The sequence below is a fragment of the Vibrio sp. 10N.222.54.A3 genome, assembly GCF_041474095.1.
In the GTDB taxonomy this organism is placed as follows: Bacteria; Pseudomonadota; Gammaproteobacteria; order Enterobacterales; family Vibrionaceae; genus Vibrio; species Vibrio crassostreae_C.
Window position 1 is genome coordinate 1 of the sequence record NZ_JBFRTN010000008.1, and the last position, 17,341, is coordinate 17,341.

11 protein-coding genes and 5 tRNA genes are annotated in these 17,341 nt (G+C 46.4%); 8 read left to right on the forward strand and 8 right to left on the reverse strand.

Translation table 11 applies throughout. From position 1 onward, the window contains the following. Positions 1-75: 75 nt before the first annotated feature. The 6 genes from AB4507_RS02175 to orn form a co-directional block, all read right to left on the reverse strand. Positions 76-152: transfer RNA gene (locus tag AB4507_RS02175), tRNA-Met, on the reverse strand. A gap of 36 nt (positions 153-188) precedes the next feature. After that, positions 189-264: transfer RNA gene (locus tag AB4507_RS02180), tRNA-Gly, on the reverse strand. Positions 265-339: 75 nt separating this feature from the next. After that, positions 340-416, reverse strand: a tRNA-Met gene (locus AB4507_RS02185). Positions 417-486: 70 nt separating this feature from the next. Beyond that, positions 487-562 (reverse strand) — tRNA-Gly (locus AB4507_RS02190). 53 nt (positions 563-615) lie between these two features. After that, positions 616-691: transfer RNA gene (locus tag AB4507_RS02195), tRNA-Gly, on the reverse strand. 180 nt (positions 692-871) lie between these two features. Continuing rightward, positions 872-1,417: an oligoribonuclease gene (orn, locus tag AB4507_RS02200; RefSeq protein ID WP_010434065.1), complete on the reverse strand. Its 546-nt coding sequence runs from the start codon at positions 1,415-1,417 to the stop codon at positions 872-874. A 150-nt stretch (positions 1,418-1,567) separates the two neighbouring features. On the opposite strand from orn, the gene rsgA reads away from it, so the two are divergent. From rsgA to AB4507_RS02220, 4 genes are all read left to right on the forward strand, one after another. Continuing rightward, a complete protein-coding gene (rsgA, locus tag AB4507_RS02205; RefSeq protein WP_017061306.1) occupies positions 1,568-2,623 on the forward strand; it encodes a small ribosomal subunit biogenesis GTPase RsgA in 1,056 nt (351 codons plus the stop codon). A gap of 125 nt (positions 2,624-2,748) precedes the next feature. Beyond that, on the forward strand, positions 2,749-3,669 hold the full coding sequence (gene asd / locus AB4507_RS02210; RefSeq protein WP_017063172.1) for an archaetidylserine decarboxylase: 921 nt from the start codon (positions 2,749-2,751) through the stop codon (positions 3,667-3,669). Positions 3,670-3,977: 308 nt separating this feature from the next. Continuing rightward, a complete protein-coding gene (locus AB4507_RS02215) occupies positions 3,978-5,393 on the forward strand; it encodes a DASS family sodium-coupled anion symporter (protein WP_017061303.1) in 1,416 nt (471 codons plus the stop codon). Positions 5,394-5,506: 113 nt separating this feature from the next. Next, a complete protein-coding gene (locus AB4507_RS02220; RefSeq protein WP_017071213.1) occupies positions 5,507-6,394 on the forward strand; it encodes a DMT family transporter in 888 nt (295 codons plus the stop codon). A gap of 133 nt (positions 6,395-6,527) precedes the next feature. Here AB4507_RS02220 and epmA read toward each other — a convergent pair whose 3' ends face one another. Continuing rightward, a complete protein-coding gene (gene epmA, locus AB4507_RS02225; RefSeq protein ID WP_372182152.1) occupies positions 6,528-7,499 on the reverse strand; it encodes an elongation factor P--(R)-beta-lysine ligase in 972 nt (323 codons plus the stop codon). 450 nt (positions 7,500-7,949) lie between these two features. On the opposite strand from epmA, the gene frdA reads away from it, so the two are divergent. The 4 genes from frdA to frdD are packed head-to-tail and all read left to right on the forward strand — an operon-like array spanning position 7,950 to position 11,339. Next, positions 7,950-9,791, forward strand: a complete 1,842-nt coding sequence (gene frdA, locus AB4507_RS02230; RefSeq protein WP_372182153.1) for a fumarate reductase (quinol) flavoprotein subunit — start codon at positions 7,950-7,952, stop codon at positions 9,789-9,791. Continuing rightward, on the forward strand, positions 9,791-10,555 hold the full coding sequence (locus AB4507_RS02235; RefSeq protein WP_009847917.1) for a succinate dehydrogenase/fumarate reductase iron-sulfur subunit: 765 nt from the start codon (positions 9,791-9,793) through the stop codon (positions 10,553-10,555). The genes frdA and AB4507_RS02235 overlap by 1 nt, the downstream gene beginning before the upstream one ends. 1 nt (position 10,556) lies before the next feature. Next, positions 10,557-10,940 (forward strand): fumarate reductase subunit FrdC, encoded by a 384-nt coding sequence (gene frdC, locus AB4507_RS02240; RefSeq protein WP_017061300.1) that lies wholly within the window; start codon positions 10,557-10,559, stop codon positions 10,938-10,940. Positions 10,941-10,952: 12 nt separating this feature from the next. Continuing rightward, a complete protein-coding gene (gene frdD / locus AB4507_RS02245; RefSeq protein WP_065584500.1) occupies positions 10,953-11,339 on the forward strand; it encodes a fumarate reductase subunit FrdD in 387 nt (128 codons plus the stop codon). Positions 11,340-11,413: 74 nt separating this feature from the next. On the opposite strand, the gene AB4507_RS02250 is transcribed toward frdD, so the two are convergent. Continuing rightward, positions 11,414-17,230, reverse strand: coding sequence for a hypothetical protein (locus tag AB4507_RS02250; RefSeq protein ID WP_372182155.1), 5,817 nt, complete (start codon positions 17,228-17,230; stop codon positions 11,414-11,416). Positions 17,231-17,341 lie beyond the last annotated feature (111 nt).

The following is a 17,341-nucleotide window of genomic DNA, read 5'->3' on the forward strand; positions in this document are numbered from 1 at the left end:
CCAACTGAGCTAGTATCGCATTCGTTATTCGCTGCTCATACTGCCTTGGGCAACAGATAGCGCTTAACTGTAATGTGGTTGCGGGAGCCGGATTTGAACCGACGACCTTCGGGTTATGAGCCCGACGAGCTACCAAACTGCTCCATCCCGCGTCCGGATGCATCAATTAAGTTGATGATTCTTTAAATTGGAGCGATACATCGGGTTCGAACCGATGACCTCAACCTTGGCAAGGTTGCGCTCTACCAACTGAGCTAGTATCGCATTAGTTATTCGCTGCTCATACTGCCTTGGGCAGCTCTTACCGCCTTGGGCAACAGATAGCGCCTAACTGTAATGTGGTTGCGGGAGCCGGATTTGAACCGACGACCTTCGGGTTATGAGCCCGACGAGCTACCAAACTGCTCCATCCCGCGTCCGAATGCATTGTTTAAGACAATGAGACTAAACCATTTTCATTCTGAGCAAAGCTCTAAGAATAGAATTTGGAGCGATACATCGGGTTCGAACCGATGACCTCAACCTTGGCAAGGTTGCGCTCTACCAACTGAGCTAGTATCGCATTATAAAAGGTCTTTCACCTTTCGATTACCGCTTTCGCCGTAACCTACAAATTGGAGCGATACATCGGGTTCGAACCGATGACCTCAACCTTGGCAAGGTTGCGCTCTACCAACTGAGCTAGTATCGCAATCTGAAAACGTCTTTCTCCGTTCAGGGCTGCGAATTATAAGAGCATTTTTTTGTGATGCAAGTCCTTAATGCAAAATTACGAAACTTTTTACTCAACTGCTGTAAAAGCACACAGATTTGCAAAAAAAACGGCTCTTATGTCCCTGAAAAGTTAGATAAACGTGATCATTTTATTCGACTAGATGTTAATAATCGTTTTTCGGTAGTACTGCAGCTCGGCGATCGACTCTCGAATATCGTCTAACGCAAGGTGACTTCCCGACTTAGAAAAACCATCTAACACTTCAGGTTTCCAACGACGAGTCAGCTCTTTCAGAGTGCTTACGTCAACATAGCGGTAGTGGAAGTACTCTTCTAACTCTGGCATGTGCTTGTATAGGAAACGACGGTCTTGACCAATGCTGTTGCCACAAATTGGTGACTTACCTTTTGGTACCCATTTTTCAAGAAACTCAATGGTTTGTTGGATGGCATCTTGCTCTGAAACCGTGCTTTCTTGAATTCGCTTCACGAGGCCGCTGCCAGTGTGAGTCGTTGTACACCACTCGTCCATCTTGTCCAATTCACTCTGAGGTTGGTGAATAGCCAAAACAGGTCCTTCAGCCAGGATGTTAAGCTCACTATCAGTAACGATAGTAGCAATTTCAATGATTTTATGAGTTTCAGGATCAAGTCCTGTCATCTCTAGATCAACCCAAATAAGGTTCTGATCGCTAAAGGACATAAGGCGTCGCCTATTTGTTTATGTGTAAAAGAGGTACTATACCCAAATAACTATACTCAAACTAGCTTTAGGACCATCGAAATCACGTGGTACCAGCAACATCCTGTTTGAGTCCCCAATCATCAAGTTAGATGTGTTAAGTGAAAAATTGTGGCTAAAAAAAAGAAGTTAACCAAAGGTCAAGTACGTCGTGTACGTAGCAACCAGAACAAGCGACTCAAGAAAGAAGATTCTATCCAATGGGATGAGAACATGCTTGGCGGAACCAAAAGCGGACTCGTGATTACGCGCTTTGGCCAACATGCTGATATCGAAGATCTTGAAACTAACGAAGTTCATCGTTGTAACTTACGCCGTAGTATCGAGACTTTAGTTTCTGGTGACCGAGTGACTTGGCGCGCAGGCTTAGAATCAATGGCCGGTATTTCTGGCGTTGTGGAAGCGGTTGAGCCGAGAACTTCAATGCTGACTCGCCCTGATTACTACGATGGCCTAAAGCCAGTAGCTGCGAACGTCGACCAAATGGTTATCGTATCGGCTGTGCTACCAGAGCTATCACTTAATATTATCGACCGTTACCTAATTGCTTCAGAAACGGTAAACATCGCGCCGCTTGTTGTACTGAACAAGGTCGATCTACTGACTGATGAGCAGATTGCTGAATACCGTGAAACACTTAAAGAGTACGAGAAGATCGGCTATAAAGTGATGTTCGTGAGTAAAGAGTCTGGCTACGGCATCAAAGAGCTGGAAGCTGAACTCAAAGACCGTATCAACATCTTTGTTGGTCAATCGGGTGTGGGTAAATCAAGCCTAGTGAATGCATTAATGCCTACGCTAGACATTGAAGAAGGCGAAGTCTCTGAGAACTCAGGTCTTGGTCAGCACACAACCACGGCAGCTCGTTTATACCACTTCCCTTCTGGTGGTGATCTGATTGATTCACCAGGAGTGCGTGAATTCGGCCTATGGCACCTAGAGGCCGACGAAATCACTGAAGCCTTTATCGAGTTCAAGCCTTACCTTGGCGGTTGTAAGTTCCGTGACTGTAAACACATTGATGACCCAGGCTGCATCCTGCGCGAAGCGGTAGAAAACGGAAAGATCAGTCGATTACGTTTCGACAACTACCACCGCATCATTGAAAGCATGGCGAGTAACAAAGATAACCGTCAGTATTCACGCAACAAAAAAGCCGATCTCTAATCGCGTTTTTGTGAACAAATGTGTGCATTTACTGACAATTGGCGCGAATTTAAGTAACATCTCGCGCCCTAAACCGTCATCGACAGATTTAATTGAAAAACAATTAGCATTGGAAAATTAATACAATGGATAAGATTAAAGTTGGATTGCAGTACTGGATTCCACAACATGGATTAACTCGCCTAGTCGGCAAACTTGCGTCTGCTAAAGCGGGCGGCTTAACGACAGCGATCATCAACTGGTTCATCAAGCAATACAAAGTGAACATGGATGAAGCTCTGCATAGCGATCCAAAACACTTTAAAACATTCAATGAATTCTTCGTGCGTGAATTGAAAGAAGGCATGCGTCCTATCGCTGAAGGTGAGTCTGTTATTGTTCACCCTGCAGATGCACGTGTGAGCCAATTTGGCCCAATTACTGACGGTCAACTGATTCAAGCGAAAGGCCATAACTACTCAGCTCGCGAGCTATTGGGTGGTGATGCTGCGCTAGCGGATGAATTTAAAGACGGTGAATTCGCAACGCTTTACCTGTCTCCAAGTGATTACCACCGCGTGCACATGCCATGCGACGGCACACTGCGCCAGATGATCTACGTTCCAGGTGACCTTTTCTCAGTTAACCCGTTAACGGCAGAAAACGTTCCAAACCTATTCGCACGTAATGAGCGTGTCGTTTGTATCTTCGATACGGAATTTGGCCCAATGGCACAAGTGCTGGTTGGCGCAACGATCGTAGGTAGCATCGAGCAAGTATGGGCAGGTACCATCACCCCACCTCGTGGTAACTCGGTTTACAAATGGGATTACCCTGCACAAGGTGACAAAGCAATCATCTTGAAGAAAGGCGAAGAGATGGGCCGCTTTAAGCTTGGTTCAACCGTTATCAACCTGTTCGCTAAAGATGCGATCAAGTTTGACGACACTATGCAAAATGGCGAGAAAACGGTTCTTGGTACACCTTTCGCGCACATTGCTGGCAAAGAAGCGCAAGCAAATGACGATGTTGTTACCGATTCTGCTGAAAACACTGACCAAGCTTAACAATTTGAGTTAACTCATTTAAGCTTTCAAGGCGCGTTACTTTTTCTATTTCAGAGAAGAACGCGCCTTTTTCTTAACTCTACCGATTCATTTGCTACTCAAGCTCTAACAACTCAATCTTTCAAACCCTGCCCAGCCACCTGCTGCTTCTCACTCTTGTCTCTAATTGCCCAGATAAAAGATTGACCAAAAACAAAACAACTGTCGAAGCCTTAAACAACTTTTTGATTTTCCAACCCGTCTCCAAGTACCAGAAATCCAGATAACTTACTCTATTTGAAGATATTTTATTTATAGGGTCTTTGTACATGCCTAAACTCAATGTTGGCGTTCTGGTCAAGCTGTTGATTTGTTTTGCGATTCCCTTAGGCGTGTTATTCATGCCGATAGATTCAATACCAATCGATGATCTCACGCTGATTCAACACCGCCTGTTGGCGATATTCTTATTAGCAGCCCTGCTGTGGGTGCTTGAACCTGTTCCGGTATTCGCCACTTCCATTTTGATCATTGCGCTTGAACTGGTGATGATATCTGACAAAGGTTTACACCTGTTCAGAAATCCACCAGCGGGGCACGATCTCGGTGAGTTAATCAAATATACCGACATCTTCGGTGCATTTTCATCACCAATCATCATCCTTTTCATGGGTGGCTTTGCTCTTGCGATATCCGCATCCAAGTACGAACTCGATAACAACCTAGCTCGAGTGCTACTTAAACCATTTGGTACAGAACCGCGCTTCATTATGCTCGGCTTAATGCTGATCACCGCCGTGTTCTCAATGTTCATGTCAAATACCGCAACGACGGTAATGATGCTTGCGCTGTTAGGCCCGATCGTCGCATCTGCACCAAAAGGCGATATGGGTATCAAAGCGCTCGTGTTGTGTATTCCAATTGCTGCCAATACTGGCGGTATCGCAACCCCAATCGGTACACCGCCCAATGCCATCGCGCTGCAATACCTAACGGGTGAAAATACCATCGACTTCCTCAGCTGGATGATGATGGGCTTACCCTTTGTGATCATCCAACTCACCATCGCTTGGTTTCTTCTACAAAAACTCTTCCCTTCTAAAGAAAGAAACATGGTGCTCAAGCTTGATGGACAATTTAGAAAGAGCTGGCGAGCGATTGTGGTTTACATCACCTTCGCTGCGACAATCTTATTGTGGATGACCACCAAACTGCACGGCATGAACACCTATGTCGTGTCTATCATTCCACTGGCTGTGTTTACGCTCACTGGCATCATGGGCAAAGAAGAACTCAAGCTGATTAACTGGGATGTGTTGTGGCTGGTCGCAGGTGGTATTGCGATTGGTATTGGCTTAGATAAAACAGGCTTAGCCGCTGCACTCGCACACGCAATTGACTATGAATCGCTGTCACCTGCAGCTGTGGTACTGACATTGTCTATCGTGTGTTGGTTAATGGCGAACTTCATGTCAAACACTGCGACGGCCAACTTGCTGATGCCGATAGCCGCTGCAATTGGTGCTTCCATGGAAAGCCTAGTTGCGATTGGTGGTCTGCAAGGCTTGCTGGTTGTGGTCGCCTTCTCTGCGTCACTTGGCATGATTCTGCCCGTATCGACACCACCAAACTCACTGGCCTACTCGACCGGGCTTATCGAAAGCAAAGACATGGCGAAGATGGGCATCATCTTAGGTATTGTGGGCTTGCTGATGGTTTACCTCGCCCTGTTTATCATCACCTAGTACGTTAATCCCTACTAATGCCCTTCCAGATAGTAATCACGTCTTTGCTATCTGGAAGGTTTAGTGCATATTGAATCCCCCACTTCTACATTTTGACACGGACGTACACTTCAATGGGATTCGAATGGCTGGCTCTTGCTGCCGCTTTTCTTTGGGCTATCGCGAGCCTGATGTCAGTAAAGCCTGCTCAACACTTAGGTTCTTTCGCCTATAGCCGTTGGCGCATGGGTTGCACTGCTATCATCTTATCGAGCATGGCTTGGTTTACTGGTGGCTGGTCAACGGTCGAAGCAGACCTAGTCACGCCGATGATGCTGTCTGGGCTAATTGGCATCTTCATTGGTGATACCGCCCTATTTGCTTGTTTGAACAGAATGGGACCGCGCCAAGCAGGTTTGCTGTTCTCTTGTCACGCCGTGTTCTCGGCAATTCTTGGTTACTTCCTATTTAGCGAAAGCATGACTTCGGTGGAGCTGATTGGCTCGGCTTTGGTGTTTAGCGGCGTTTTAACCGCGATATTCTTTGGTCGTCGAGGACAAGCCAACAACCAACTCGAAACCATCAAGGGCACCGTGTGGATTGGTGTAGCTCTCGGAATCACTGCCGCTATTTGCCAAGCCTTGGGCGGTATTATTGCAAAACCCGTGATGCAAACCAGCATAGACCCTGTTGCCGCTTCAGCGATTCGTATGATCACCGCTTTTGTTGCTCACTCCGCATTTCGTCTAACTGGCGCTAAGCTCTCACGCGCAATCAACCCGATGAATGGTCAAATATTTGCGATTACCGCAGTGAACGGATTTTTAGCGATGGCGGTGGGAATGACGCTGATCTTGTATGCGCTTCAGGAAGGTAATGTCGGCATGGTCGCTCTGTTATCTTCAACCACGCCCATCATGTTGTTACCAATACTCTGGCTGTACACCAAACAGAGGCCAAATGCCTACGCTTGGATAGGTGCCATTGTTGCCGTGGTGGGTACTGGGATTCTGGTCAGCTAGTAGGCACCGGCATTTTGGTCAGATAGAGCACAGGTATTCTGGTTAGCTAGCGAAGCGGATTGAAAGCTGAGAGTTAATAGTTAACCGTTACTAGCTAAGGACTATTAACTCTCAGTAAAACAAAAGCAAAAAGTTAAGAACGTGGGAACGGGAAAGCCGTCACATCATCGATGTGGTCGTAGCCCAGCGCCAGCATGATTAGCCTGTCGATACCTAAAGCAACACCCGCACAGTCTGGTAAGCCCGCTTTTAATGCCTCAATCAAGTGATGGTCAATCGGTTGAGGCGATAAGCCCATCTCAATACGTTTGGCATTGTCACCTTCAAAGCGCTGAAGTTGTTCTTGTGGTTTATCGAGTTCATGGAAGCCGTTTGCCAATTCAATCCCTTTGAAATACACCTCAAAGCGATCCGCTACCCTAGCATCATTCGGGTTAATCTTGGCTAGTGCAGCTTGTGATGCTGGGAAGTCATAAACAAACGCAGGCACTTGCTGCCCGATCTTAGCTTCAACCCCAATACTAAACAGCAGCTGCAGCAAGGTATCGCGGTCTTGTTCTGGATCTGCAATGTCGCTTAGCCCAAGTTTTGCTGCGGCTTGCTTTAGCGTAGCCATCGAATCTTCCAGGGGACACACACCTAACACATCAATAAAGGCTTGTTGATAAGTCATTCGCTGTGCTGAGCCTGCTTTAAGTACCTGCTGTAACAGCAAATCCATTTCATCCATCAGGTCATGGTGATCAAAGCCAACGCGATACCACTCCAACATGGTGAACTCAGGGTTGTGGTAACGGCCATTTTCTTCATTCCGGAAAGACTTACAAATTTGATAAATACAGCCACTGCCGGCCGCTAATAGACGTTTCATATGAAACTCAGGGCTAGTCATAAAGAATAGAGGCTGACCGTGCGCATAACCCGGCCCTACGAATTCAGTTTTGAAAGTATGCAAATGCACGTCCGTCACCGTGGCGTGGCTCATCGCAGGCGTATCCACTTCCATCACGTTTCGCTCAGCAAAGAACTGACGGATTTGATTAAGGATATCAGCACGTTGCTTTAACTGCTTAATGGTTGCGGCTGGTTGCCATGTTGAGTGCATTATTAAGTTCCATATTACTGAATTCTAGGCGACGGAAATTACCACCTTTCGCCTCTTTTGTAAGCTTCTATCTTTCTATAGATGGAAGCAAAATGTTGCTTTAATGAAGCCAGAAAATTACGTTCTACAATACAATTATCAATACAGCTTTCACGTCCACATTGATAACAAAAATCATACTCAACAAGCCGTTAACACAAGTCTTGTGGGTTAATCGTTATCAACAATTCATTGCCGTGATTGCAGTCACATAACCTATAATTTCTATGCCTCCATATGCACTACCGACCTAAAAACCCAAATGCATCAACTTTTCGAATACCTTCCTCTCTTACACTGAACCTACCACTTAAGGCTTAGGGGTGATAAACGGTTGATGCCGTTTAAGTACTCTCTAAATGCTTTTTATAATAACAAGCGGAATACTCCGCATCACACTGGAGAATAACTGTGAAGACAATTACCACAGATATCGCAGTCATCGGCGCAGGCGGCGCTGGTCTTCGTACAGCAATTGCAGCAGCTGAAGCTAATCCTGAATTGGAAGTAGCACTGATTTCTAAAGTTTACCCAATGCGTTCGCACACGGTGGCAGCAGAAGGCGGTTCAGCAGCGGTAATTAAAGACGAAGATAGCCTAGATAACCACTTCAACGATACTGTTGGCGGTGGCGACTGGCTATGTGAACAGGATGTTGTTGAATACTTTGTTGAAAACTCGACTCGCGAAATGATCCAAATGGAACAATGGGGCTGCCCATGGAGTCGTAAAGAAAACGGTGAAGTAAACGTACGCCGATTCGGCGGTATGAAGGTAGAGAGAACGTGGTTCGCAGCGGATAAAACCGGCTTCCACATGCTTCATACTCTGTTCCAGACTTCGATGAAGTACGACACAATCAAACGATTTGATGAGTACTTTGTGGTGGACCTTCTCGTAGAAAACCAGAGCGGCGTTGAAGATGGCGAAGTACAAGGCCTAATCGCGATTCACATGTCTGAAGGTGAGCTTGTTACCATCAAAGCAAAATCTGTTGTTCTAGCAACCGGCGGCGCAGGTCGTGTTTACCACTGTAATACCAACGGCGGCATCGTAACGGGCGACGGTATGGCAATGGCTTATCGCCACGGTGTACCACTGCGTGATATGGAGTTCGTTCAATACCACCCAACAGGCCTACCGGGCACTGGCATCTTGATGACCGAAGGTTGTCGTGGTGAAGGCGGTATCATCGTCAACAAGAACGGCTACCGTTACCTGCAAGATTACGGCATGGGCCCTGAAACTCCAGTGGGCGAGCCGAAAAACAAATACATGGAACTGGGTCCTCGTGACAAAGTTTCTCAAGCATTCTGGCACGAGCAGCAGAAAGGCAACACCATCAAGCACCCGCTTGGTGATGTCGTACACCTTGACCTTCGCCACCTTGGTGAAGAGTACCTGCAAGAACGCCTACCGTTTATCTGTGAGCTAGCAAAAGCGTACGTAAACGTCGACCCAGCAAAAGAGCCAATCCCAATTCGTCCAACCGTTCACTACACCATGGGTGGTATTGAAACTAACGGTACCTGTGAAACTCGCATTAAAGGCCTATTCGCCGTTGGTGAATGTGCTTCAGTTGGCCTGCACGGTGCAAACCGCCTAGGTTCTAACTCTCTGGCTGAGTTCGTTGTATTTGGTCGCGTAGCGGGTGAACAAGCCGTGAAACGTGCAGCAGAATTCAAAGGCTGGAATGAAGAGTCTATCGCGAAGCAAGTGAAAGCGGTTGAAGATCGCATCGCAGGTCTGCTAAGCCAAGAAGGCGATGAGAACTGGGCTGATATCCGCACTGAAATGGGTCACACCATGGAAGCGGGTTGTGGTATCTACCGTCAAGAAGACTTGATGCAAAAGACCATCGACAAACTCACTGAACTGAAAGCTCGCTACAAGAAGATCAGCATTAAAGACAAAGGCAAAGTATTCAACACTGACCTACTTTACGCTATCGAAGTGGGTTACGGTCTTGAAGTTGCAGAAGCGATGGTTCACTCAGCGATCCTTCGTAAAGAGTCTCGCGGTGCACACCAACGTCTAGACGACAACTGCACAGAACGTGATGACGTGAACTTCCTGAAACACTCTCTATCTTTCTACAACGAAGATGCAGCACCAACCATCGACTACAGCGGCGTTAAGATCACCAAATCTCAACCTAAAGCTCGTCTGTACGGTGAAGCTGCAGAGAAAGCCGCTGCCGCTGAAAAAGCAGCAGAAGAGAATGCGAAGAAGAGCGAAGAGGAGCAAGCATAATGTCAGCGAATCGAATCCAAAAAATTGAAATCCTGCGTTATGACCCTGAGCACGATGCAGAACCTCACTTTCAAACCTTTGAAGTGCCGTTTGATGAAACCATGTCAGTACTTGATGCGATCGGTTACATCAAAGACAACCTAGATAAAGACCTGTCTTACCGTTGGTCTTGTCGTATGGCGATTTGTGGTTCTTGCGGCATCATGGTTGATGGCGTGCCAAAACTGGCGTGTAAGAGCTTCTTACGTGATTATCCAAACGGCTTCAAAATTGAGCCTTTGGCTAACTTCCCAATCGAAAAAGATTTGATTGTCGACATGACGCCGTTCATCGAGCGCCTTGAAGCGATCAAGCCTTACATCATCGGTAACGACCGTAAGCCAGAAGACGGCACGAACATCCAAACTCCAGAGCAAATGGCGAAATACAAGCAGTTCGCTGGCTGCATCAACTGTGGTTTGTGTTACGCAGCATGTCCTCAGTTTGGTCTAAACCCTGAGTTCATCGGCCCTGCGGCACTTGCTCTTGCTCACCGATACAACCTAGATAGCCGTGACAATGGTAAAGCTGAACGTATGAAGCTTATCAATGGCGACAATGGCGCTTGGGGCTGTACGTTTGTAGGTTACTGTTCTGACGTATGTCCGAAGAAAGTAGACCCAGCGGCTGCAGTAAACCAAGGTAAAGTTGAGTCTTCAATGGACTTCGTTATCTCGATGTTCAAGCCAGACGGATCGCAAGTAAAAACAGCAGAGGAGGCATAATATGAGCAATCGTAAGCCTTATGTTCGTGAGATGAAGAGAACGTGGTGGAGCAACCATCCGTTCTACCGCTTCTACATGCTACGTGAAGCGACTGTACTGCCTTTGATTCTATTCACTCTGTTCCTAACCTTCGGTTTGGGTGCACTAGTGAAAGGCCCTGAAGCTTGGGCTGGTTGGTTGAGCTTTATGGCGAACCCTATCGTCGTTGGTATCAACATCGTGGCACTGCTAGGCAGCTTGCTGCACGCTCAAACCTTCTTCAGCATGATGCCTCAAGTAATGCCAATCCGTCTTAAAGGCAAATTGGTTGATAAAAAAATCATCGTACTGACCCAGTGGGCAGCGGTGGCTTTTATTTCTTTAATCGTTCTTGTTGTGGTGTAAGGAGCTTTCGTTATGAACACAAATTACAAAGTAAAACCTGTTAACCACAACCCACAACGCTCTGACGAGCCAATCTGGTGGGGCCTATTTGGCGCTGGCGGTACTTGGTTCGCGATGATCACACCAATCACGGTTCTAGTGTTAGGTATCTTAGTGCCAATGGGCATCATCGATGCGGACGCAATGAGCTACGAGCGTGTGTCTGAATTTGCCACCAGCATTATCGGTGCGCTATTCATCATCGGTACGCTAGCACTGCCAATGTGGCACGCAATGCACCGCCTTCACCACGGCATGCACGACCTTAAGTTCCACGTCGGCGTTGCAGGTAAAGTGGGCTGCTACTTCGTTGCAGGCCTAATCAGCGCACTGTCTATTATCTTCATTTTTATGATTTAACAGTTAAATAGAAAACGCCTAGGTTTGACCCTAGGCGTTTATTCTATGTTAGATGATAAGTCTATGCGTTACGGCTATTCAAACCCCACAAATCGCATCACACCCGAGAATATCTCAGCTTCTCCCTCTGCCGGCGCAGGGTTGCTCCAGGTTGGATCGCTCCAGAAGGATTTAGTCGTAATATACTCTCCATCTTGATCAACCTTATTCCAGGTGTCTTTGGCTCCTATAAATTCCTCTTCGGTTATGGTTAAGGTCACCTCACCATTCAAAATCACCCAATCGAACCCGAACAATCCCTCATCATCGTCAAAGTAGCCAGTACCGTTACTATGGAACACAACCTCTTCTTCAACTACAGCCATGACGGTGCCATTTATCTCCCAAAGATCGATGAGCTCCCAACGAGAACTTTCACTGCCATTACCTGTGAAATCAGACTCTATAAACTGAGCACCACCAACGGTACAGTTGGCGACTGCGCTGTCATAGTCCGAACGAGTGCCAAAGTCAGAGGGTTGGTCCGTAAAATCATCCCACGGTGAATCACCATCCTCACAGACCGTTACTGTTCCCTCGTAGGTAACATTTGTAAGCACCTCCTCTGAACCATCCCTAGAGATAGTTAATTCATCATCAGTTTGTGATAAAAGTACCCATTGCTCGGTTGAGGTATCTTCATAAGTTATCATCATGGTATTAGCTGAAGTTTTCATCCAACTGTTCCCATAGGTCTCAGTGCCATCATTGCCGATATAGCTCATACTGCCGTTATCATGGAAAAAGAGGGTGTTACCATCGTACTCCATCAATACCAAGTTAGTCGGGTCAAACTGCAGAGCGTTTCTATCTTGTTGCACCACGGTATCTGCCCATATCCAACTTTCAGTCACACCGCCTAACGTTTCTTCCTCGAAGAACTTAATTGACCAAGTTTGCTCCATTGACTCTAATAACGCCCAGTAAGTCGTGAAGCTCTCCGATTCATCAGAATAGCTAACCTTAATAAAGCCATCTTCTATGGCCCAGTCATCGATATAGTCACCACCCTCACTCTTCAATACATGTACAGTACCATCAGCATTGAACAAGTAATCACGAGTATCTCCATTGCCTTTAACGCGTTGGAAGTTTAGACCCTCGACCATCTCACTGGTAATGTGAGTTCGACCGCCACAATCCGTGATCGCCGTTTCGTAGTCACTCATACTCGGGATAGGTTGCCCCTCAACAGGTTCTGCATCACCGATGTAGCACTCTTCAAGCACAATCGGACGATCTTGTTGAATAATAGTATCCATCCAGATATAGCTACTTGATTGACCGTCCACAACTTCGTTCTCATAGAACTTGATTGACCACGTATCATCCAACGAATCTAACAGTGCCCAGTAAGTCGTGAAGCTCTCCGATTCATCAGAATAGCTGATCTTAACCAAGCCATCTTCTATGACCCAATCGTCAGTATAGTTACCGCCCTCTCCCTTCAACACATGCACTGTGCCATCAGCATTGAACAAGTAGTCACGAGTATTTCCATTGCCTTTAACGCGTTGGAAGTTTAGACCCTCGACCATTTCGCTGGTAATGTGAGTTCGACCGCCACAATCCGTAATCGCAAGCTCATAGTCAGCCATGATTGGGCTTGACTGATCATCGCTATCACCCAAGTAGCAGGTAAATAGGTAATCGCTCAACACTACACCATCTTCTATAGACTGTGCGGCAATACCATTGAAAGCGTACATAGTATCGTCCGACGGTTCAGCACTTGGCGCCTCAATCTCACCTACCGTAAGTTCACCATTGTACATGCTAAAGATCATGGTAGGCGTATCCCCCTCTCCCATGTAGGGCATAGCCTCAACTGGTACGGTAAATTCGACGATATCTTCACCGTGTAATGTGTAACGTAAGTAATCCGCAGTAGCGACGCGACTTGCCGTTCCTGCGTCCCAATCAAAGAAGTAATAATGCGCCGTGCCATCACTCACTAACTCGATATCAAAGTCTAGATAGAGGCCAACAGAGGTAGTAAGATCTGTGGAAACCGACTCACCGACCGACTGCGACACAATAATGTCGTCCAGACTTGTAATAGAGCTACCATCCGTATCATAACCGACGTCAGAGAACCTCACGTACGGACTACCACCCTCCCATAGGAAGTACTGGTTTACGGCTGGAGAGAAGGTAAACATTACCGCTTGTGAGCCTTCAGCGAACCTCGCCTCTTCCATGAAGTCGAACCACTCAAAGTAGACTTCATACAATGCCATACCCGATAGGTTTACCACTTCTGATTCTACTGAATAATAGAAACTGGAATTGTCTTCTGGATAGGCAATAAGTTGCTCTCCAGAGAAGTCTATCGTATAACCTACCGGAGTTTGCCAGCCGTTTTCAGTGAGCTGTACGTCCCCCTCAGCTTCAAGTGGTAGCTGGATAAAGGATTGATCACCACGGTACTGTATGAGTTCCGTAAGGGTTAACGTATCACCGCCATAACTCAAGGTTTCTTTAAACAGAATATCTACGAACGATAGTTCGCTCCAATCGCTGAAGAATCCGTAAAGAGTCCCCTCTTGCTCCGCAAACTCTTGGGCGGTAATAGTCCACTTATTTGGGTCGGTTGGATAAAGGTCTTCACCGTCATAAACGCCGTCTTCATCTGAATCAGCATTATTCGGATCTAAACCTTCGGTTGCATTCTCATGGTTATCGCCTAAACCATCACTATCAGAATCCGCCCACTCTAATGAGTCATAAGGGAAGGCATCGCTATTGTCGCCAACATAGTCACCATCACTATCATCCCATTCATTTGGATCATTAGGGAAAGCATCCTCGTAGTCTTTAAAGCCATCGTCGTCGCTATCTTGATTTAAAAACTCTGCAAGATAATCTTGCGCAGCTGTCTCGTCTAAGAAGAACACTCCTAGACTGTTATGCCAACTAAACGCTTCCTCCGTTAGGTCCATGCTCCAAGTGTCTATGCCCCTGCGATAGTAAGCATTGTGCCAAGGCCAAGGATTCTCAACATCCGGGACCATAAGCACCATATCAACGTCATTCACTCCGGTGAACGAACCAGAAACCACACCACTATCACCAAGGTTCAATGTAACCAGTGTTGGAATACCCGTATAAGTCAATAGGTAGTCTTGCGTTACAACGTGCCATTGAATTGGCCCATTGTCATCGTATTGGAAGCTGCTTGTAGGTAACAGCGTAGCGTATCGGCTCAGGCCTGGAATGATTTGGTCATCAATAAGCTCCAACTCTGTGCCATCAGCACGGGCATCCTCTACCTGTTGTGGTAGATCAACAACCGCTTGTGTTCCCCACTCATCAAATGAGGTAGCAACCCAAAGGCCATTAGATTGTTTCTGGTAAACGCGATAGGCCTGTCCGACATTATCAGTGTCAGTCGTAAATGAATAATCCGCTAATGGGTAGTGCTGCCACTCTATGTGTTTATTTTTTTCCACATCACTGACAGAACGAGACACGGCATTCCATTCTTGGAACAAGGTATTGATTGGATCACTATCGACAATGAGTAGTGTGTTCGTTTCCTCGTTTAGAACCGAACGCTCTCCACTTTCAAGAACATCACCATTGATTAGCACCTCTTTGCGGTAATAGTTCCAGTACGAGGTGAGCTCGTCCCACTTACCATCGTTAAAGTTAAAATCGGCGTATTCATGGAACTCACCATCCTCCGGATTCGCCCATACTGGTGTCGAATATTCGTAGACATAGCTACCATCAGGGATATTATTAAATCGAAGTTCAACATTGATGTAACCGTCTGCACCCCAGTCCTGCTTAGACTCCACGAAACTCTGCACGTAATCCTGCGTTACAGTGGTTAAAGTCTGAGCCCATTGAGCTTGATGGGTTTGAACATCGTCGATATCAAAGCCATTTACCGTGTATTCGGTTAACGTTTCGACCGCTTGAACGCCCTCTGCGACGTCCTCAAATTCCACTGATACACTATGTATTGTATCTATTTGAGATAAGTCATTTGGGTGAACTCTAGATGTTAAGGCTACGCCTTGTTCATAGACACGACCATTACCGCCGAAACCGCCCTCAAGAGATGCATCAGCCTCATCGATATAGCGCCAATATGTCTCGTTTGTTTCGGTTCTAGTACCAATTTCAAGAGACATGCCTTCGTAACGTGCAGTACCATCGAGGTTATAGTCGTACGCAAAGGTCTGGATACGAGTAAAGTCATCATTTAACAGGTGATCGACACTTTGTGTCGTGCCATATACCACGTCATCAGCAGTGATATATTGAGTAGTTATGGTGGTAACAATCTCTCCGCTATTCAGTGTCTCAACCATTTCTTCGACCTCAATATCCAGTGTAATGATATCGCGATCTGTTATGTTTAAAATTGCTACATCAGTTGCACTAACATTGGCCACAACATCAGCAATTGACTTATTTCCATCCTCTGGATGAACATCGGCATTATTACCAACGCCATCACCGTCCACATCGACCCATTCGGTCGCATCGGTTGGGAATTCATCAACATCATTGTTGTAACTGTCGTTATCCGTATCGTTTGGATACGGGTCATCCTCGTTATCGCCTAAGCCATCATCATCCGTATCTGCCCATTCGGTCGCATCGGTTGGGAATTCATCGGCATTATTACCAACGCCATCACCGTCCGTATCTAAGGACTCGTTGGGATCCGATGGGAATTTATCGGCATTATTACCAACACCATCACCGTCCGTATCTGCCCATTCGGTTGGGTCATTATCAAATACATCTTGATTGTCACCATAGCCATCAGAGTCATTATCAGCCCACTCGGTTGGATCTTGTGGGAAGACATCATCAATACTGTCTACCCCATCCGAATCATGGTCACCAGCACGAGAACGATCCGTTGGAAACGCATCATTGGCATCAGGGTAGATGTCATCTTCTCCGTCCACCGTATCATCATTTAGGTCGGCATTATTACCGATCTCATCACCATCGGAGTCCAGACTTTCATCGGGATCATTCGGAAAGTCATCTAAGTCATTGGGGACGCCGTCATCATCTGTGTCATTAGAAAAATCGACACCCTCTGTCGCACCACCAACATTATCAAATGTCTTATCGCTATCACCTGCAACTTCTTCAATTTTCTTTTTGATTTCATTATTCACAGATGCAGTCACAGAGATAAACTTAGTCCCTTTATCTTCACTTTCAGCAACTTCTTGCAACTCTTGAGGAGATGAAGGCAAAACATTTGAATCAACCAAGTTTTCAGCGGCATAAGCGGCAGCCTCAACACCTGACTCAACAAAATCACCTAAGATTTCATCTTCATCTAAGCCTAGCTGATCAGCGACTTGCTGAATGGCAGCTTGCTTTGCTGCTTCAACCGCAGCAGCATCGTCAGAATCTGTAGTGTTTTGCTCGATCAATACGTGAACTAGCGTACTCAAAGGGGTGACATCTTTTTCACCTGGAGGGGCTGACATAATATAGTCGTCAGACACCGTAACATCAGGTTCATCTTCATCAATCGTCTGCCCGGAGATCGCTTGCACAACGACAGGGTACTGTTCAGGGTTGTCGACATCGGTGACGTCTAAATCTGCAACTCCGCCATCACCAGAAATAGCATTAGGCTCACCGTCGTCTAAGACGTAGTTACCGTTAAGGTCTAACCAAATTCGAGCATGACGTAAATAACCATCAATTGCAGTCACACTGTATTTAGTCGTTTCAGCTGGGGAGCTGGGAGTCGAGGGAGTCTCACTCGGAGTCGTGGTTGACACGGTTGTATCATCGTCATCACATCCTGAAAGCCCGACGATACTAACCAAACCAAGAGCCAACGTAATTGCATTAAGTCTCATATTAATATCCACATAGTTGCTTAATAACATCGCGTATAAAGCTAGTAGACTCTACTCATTCTAACAATATTGTAATCAGCTTCCCTTCCCACCACACACATTCACAAAATC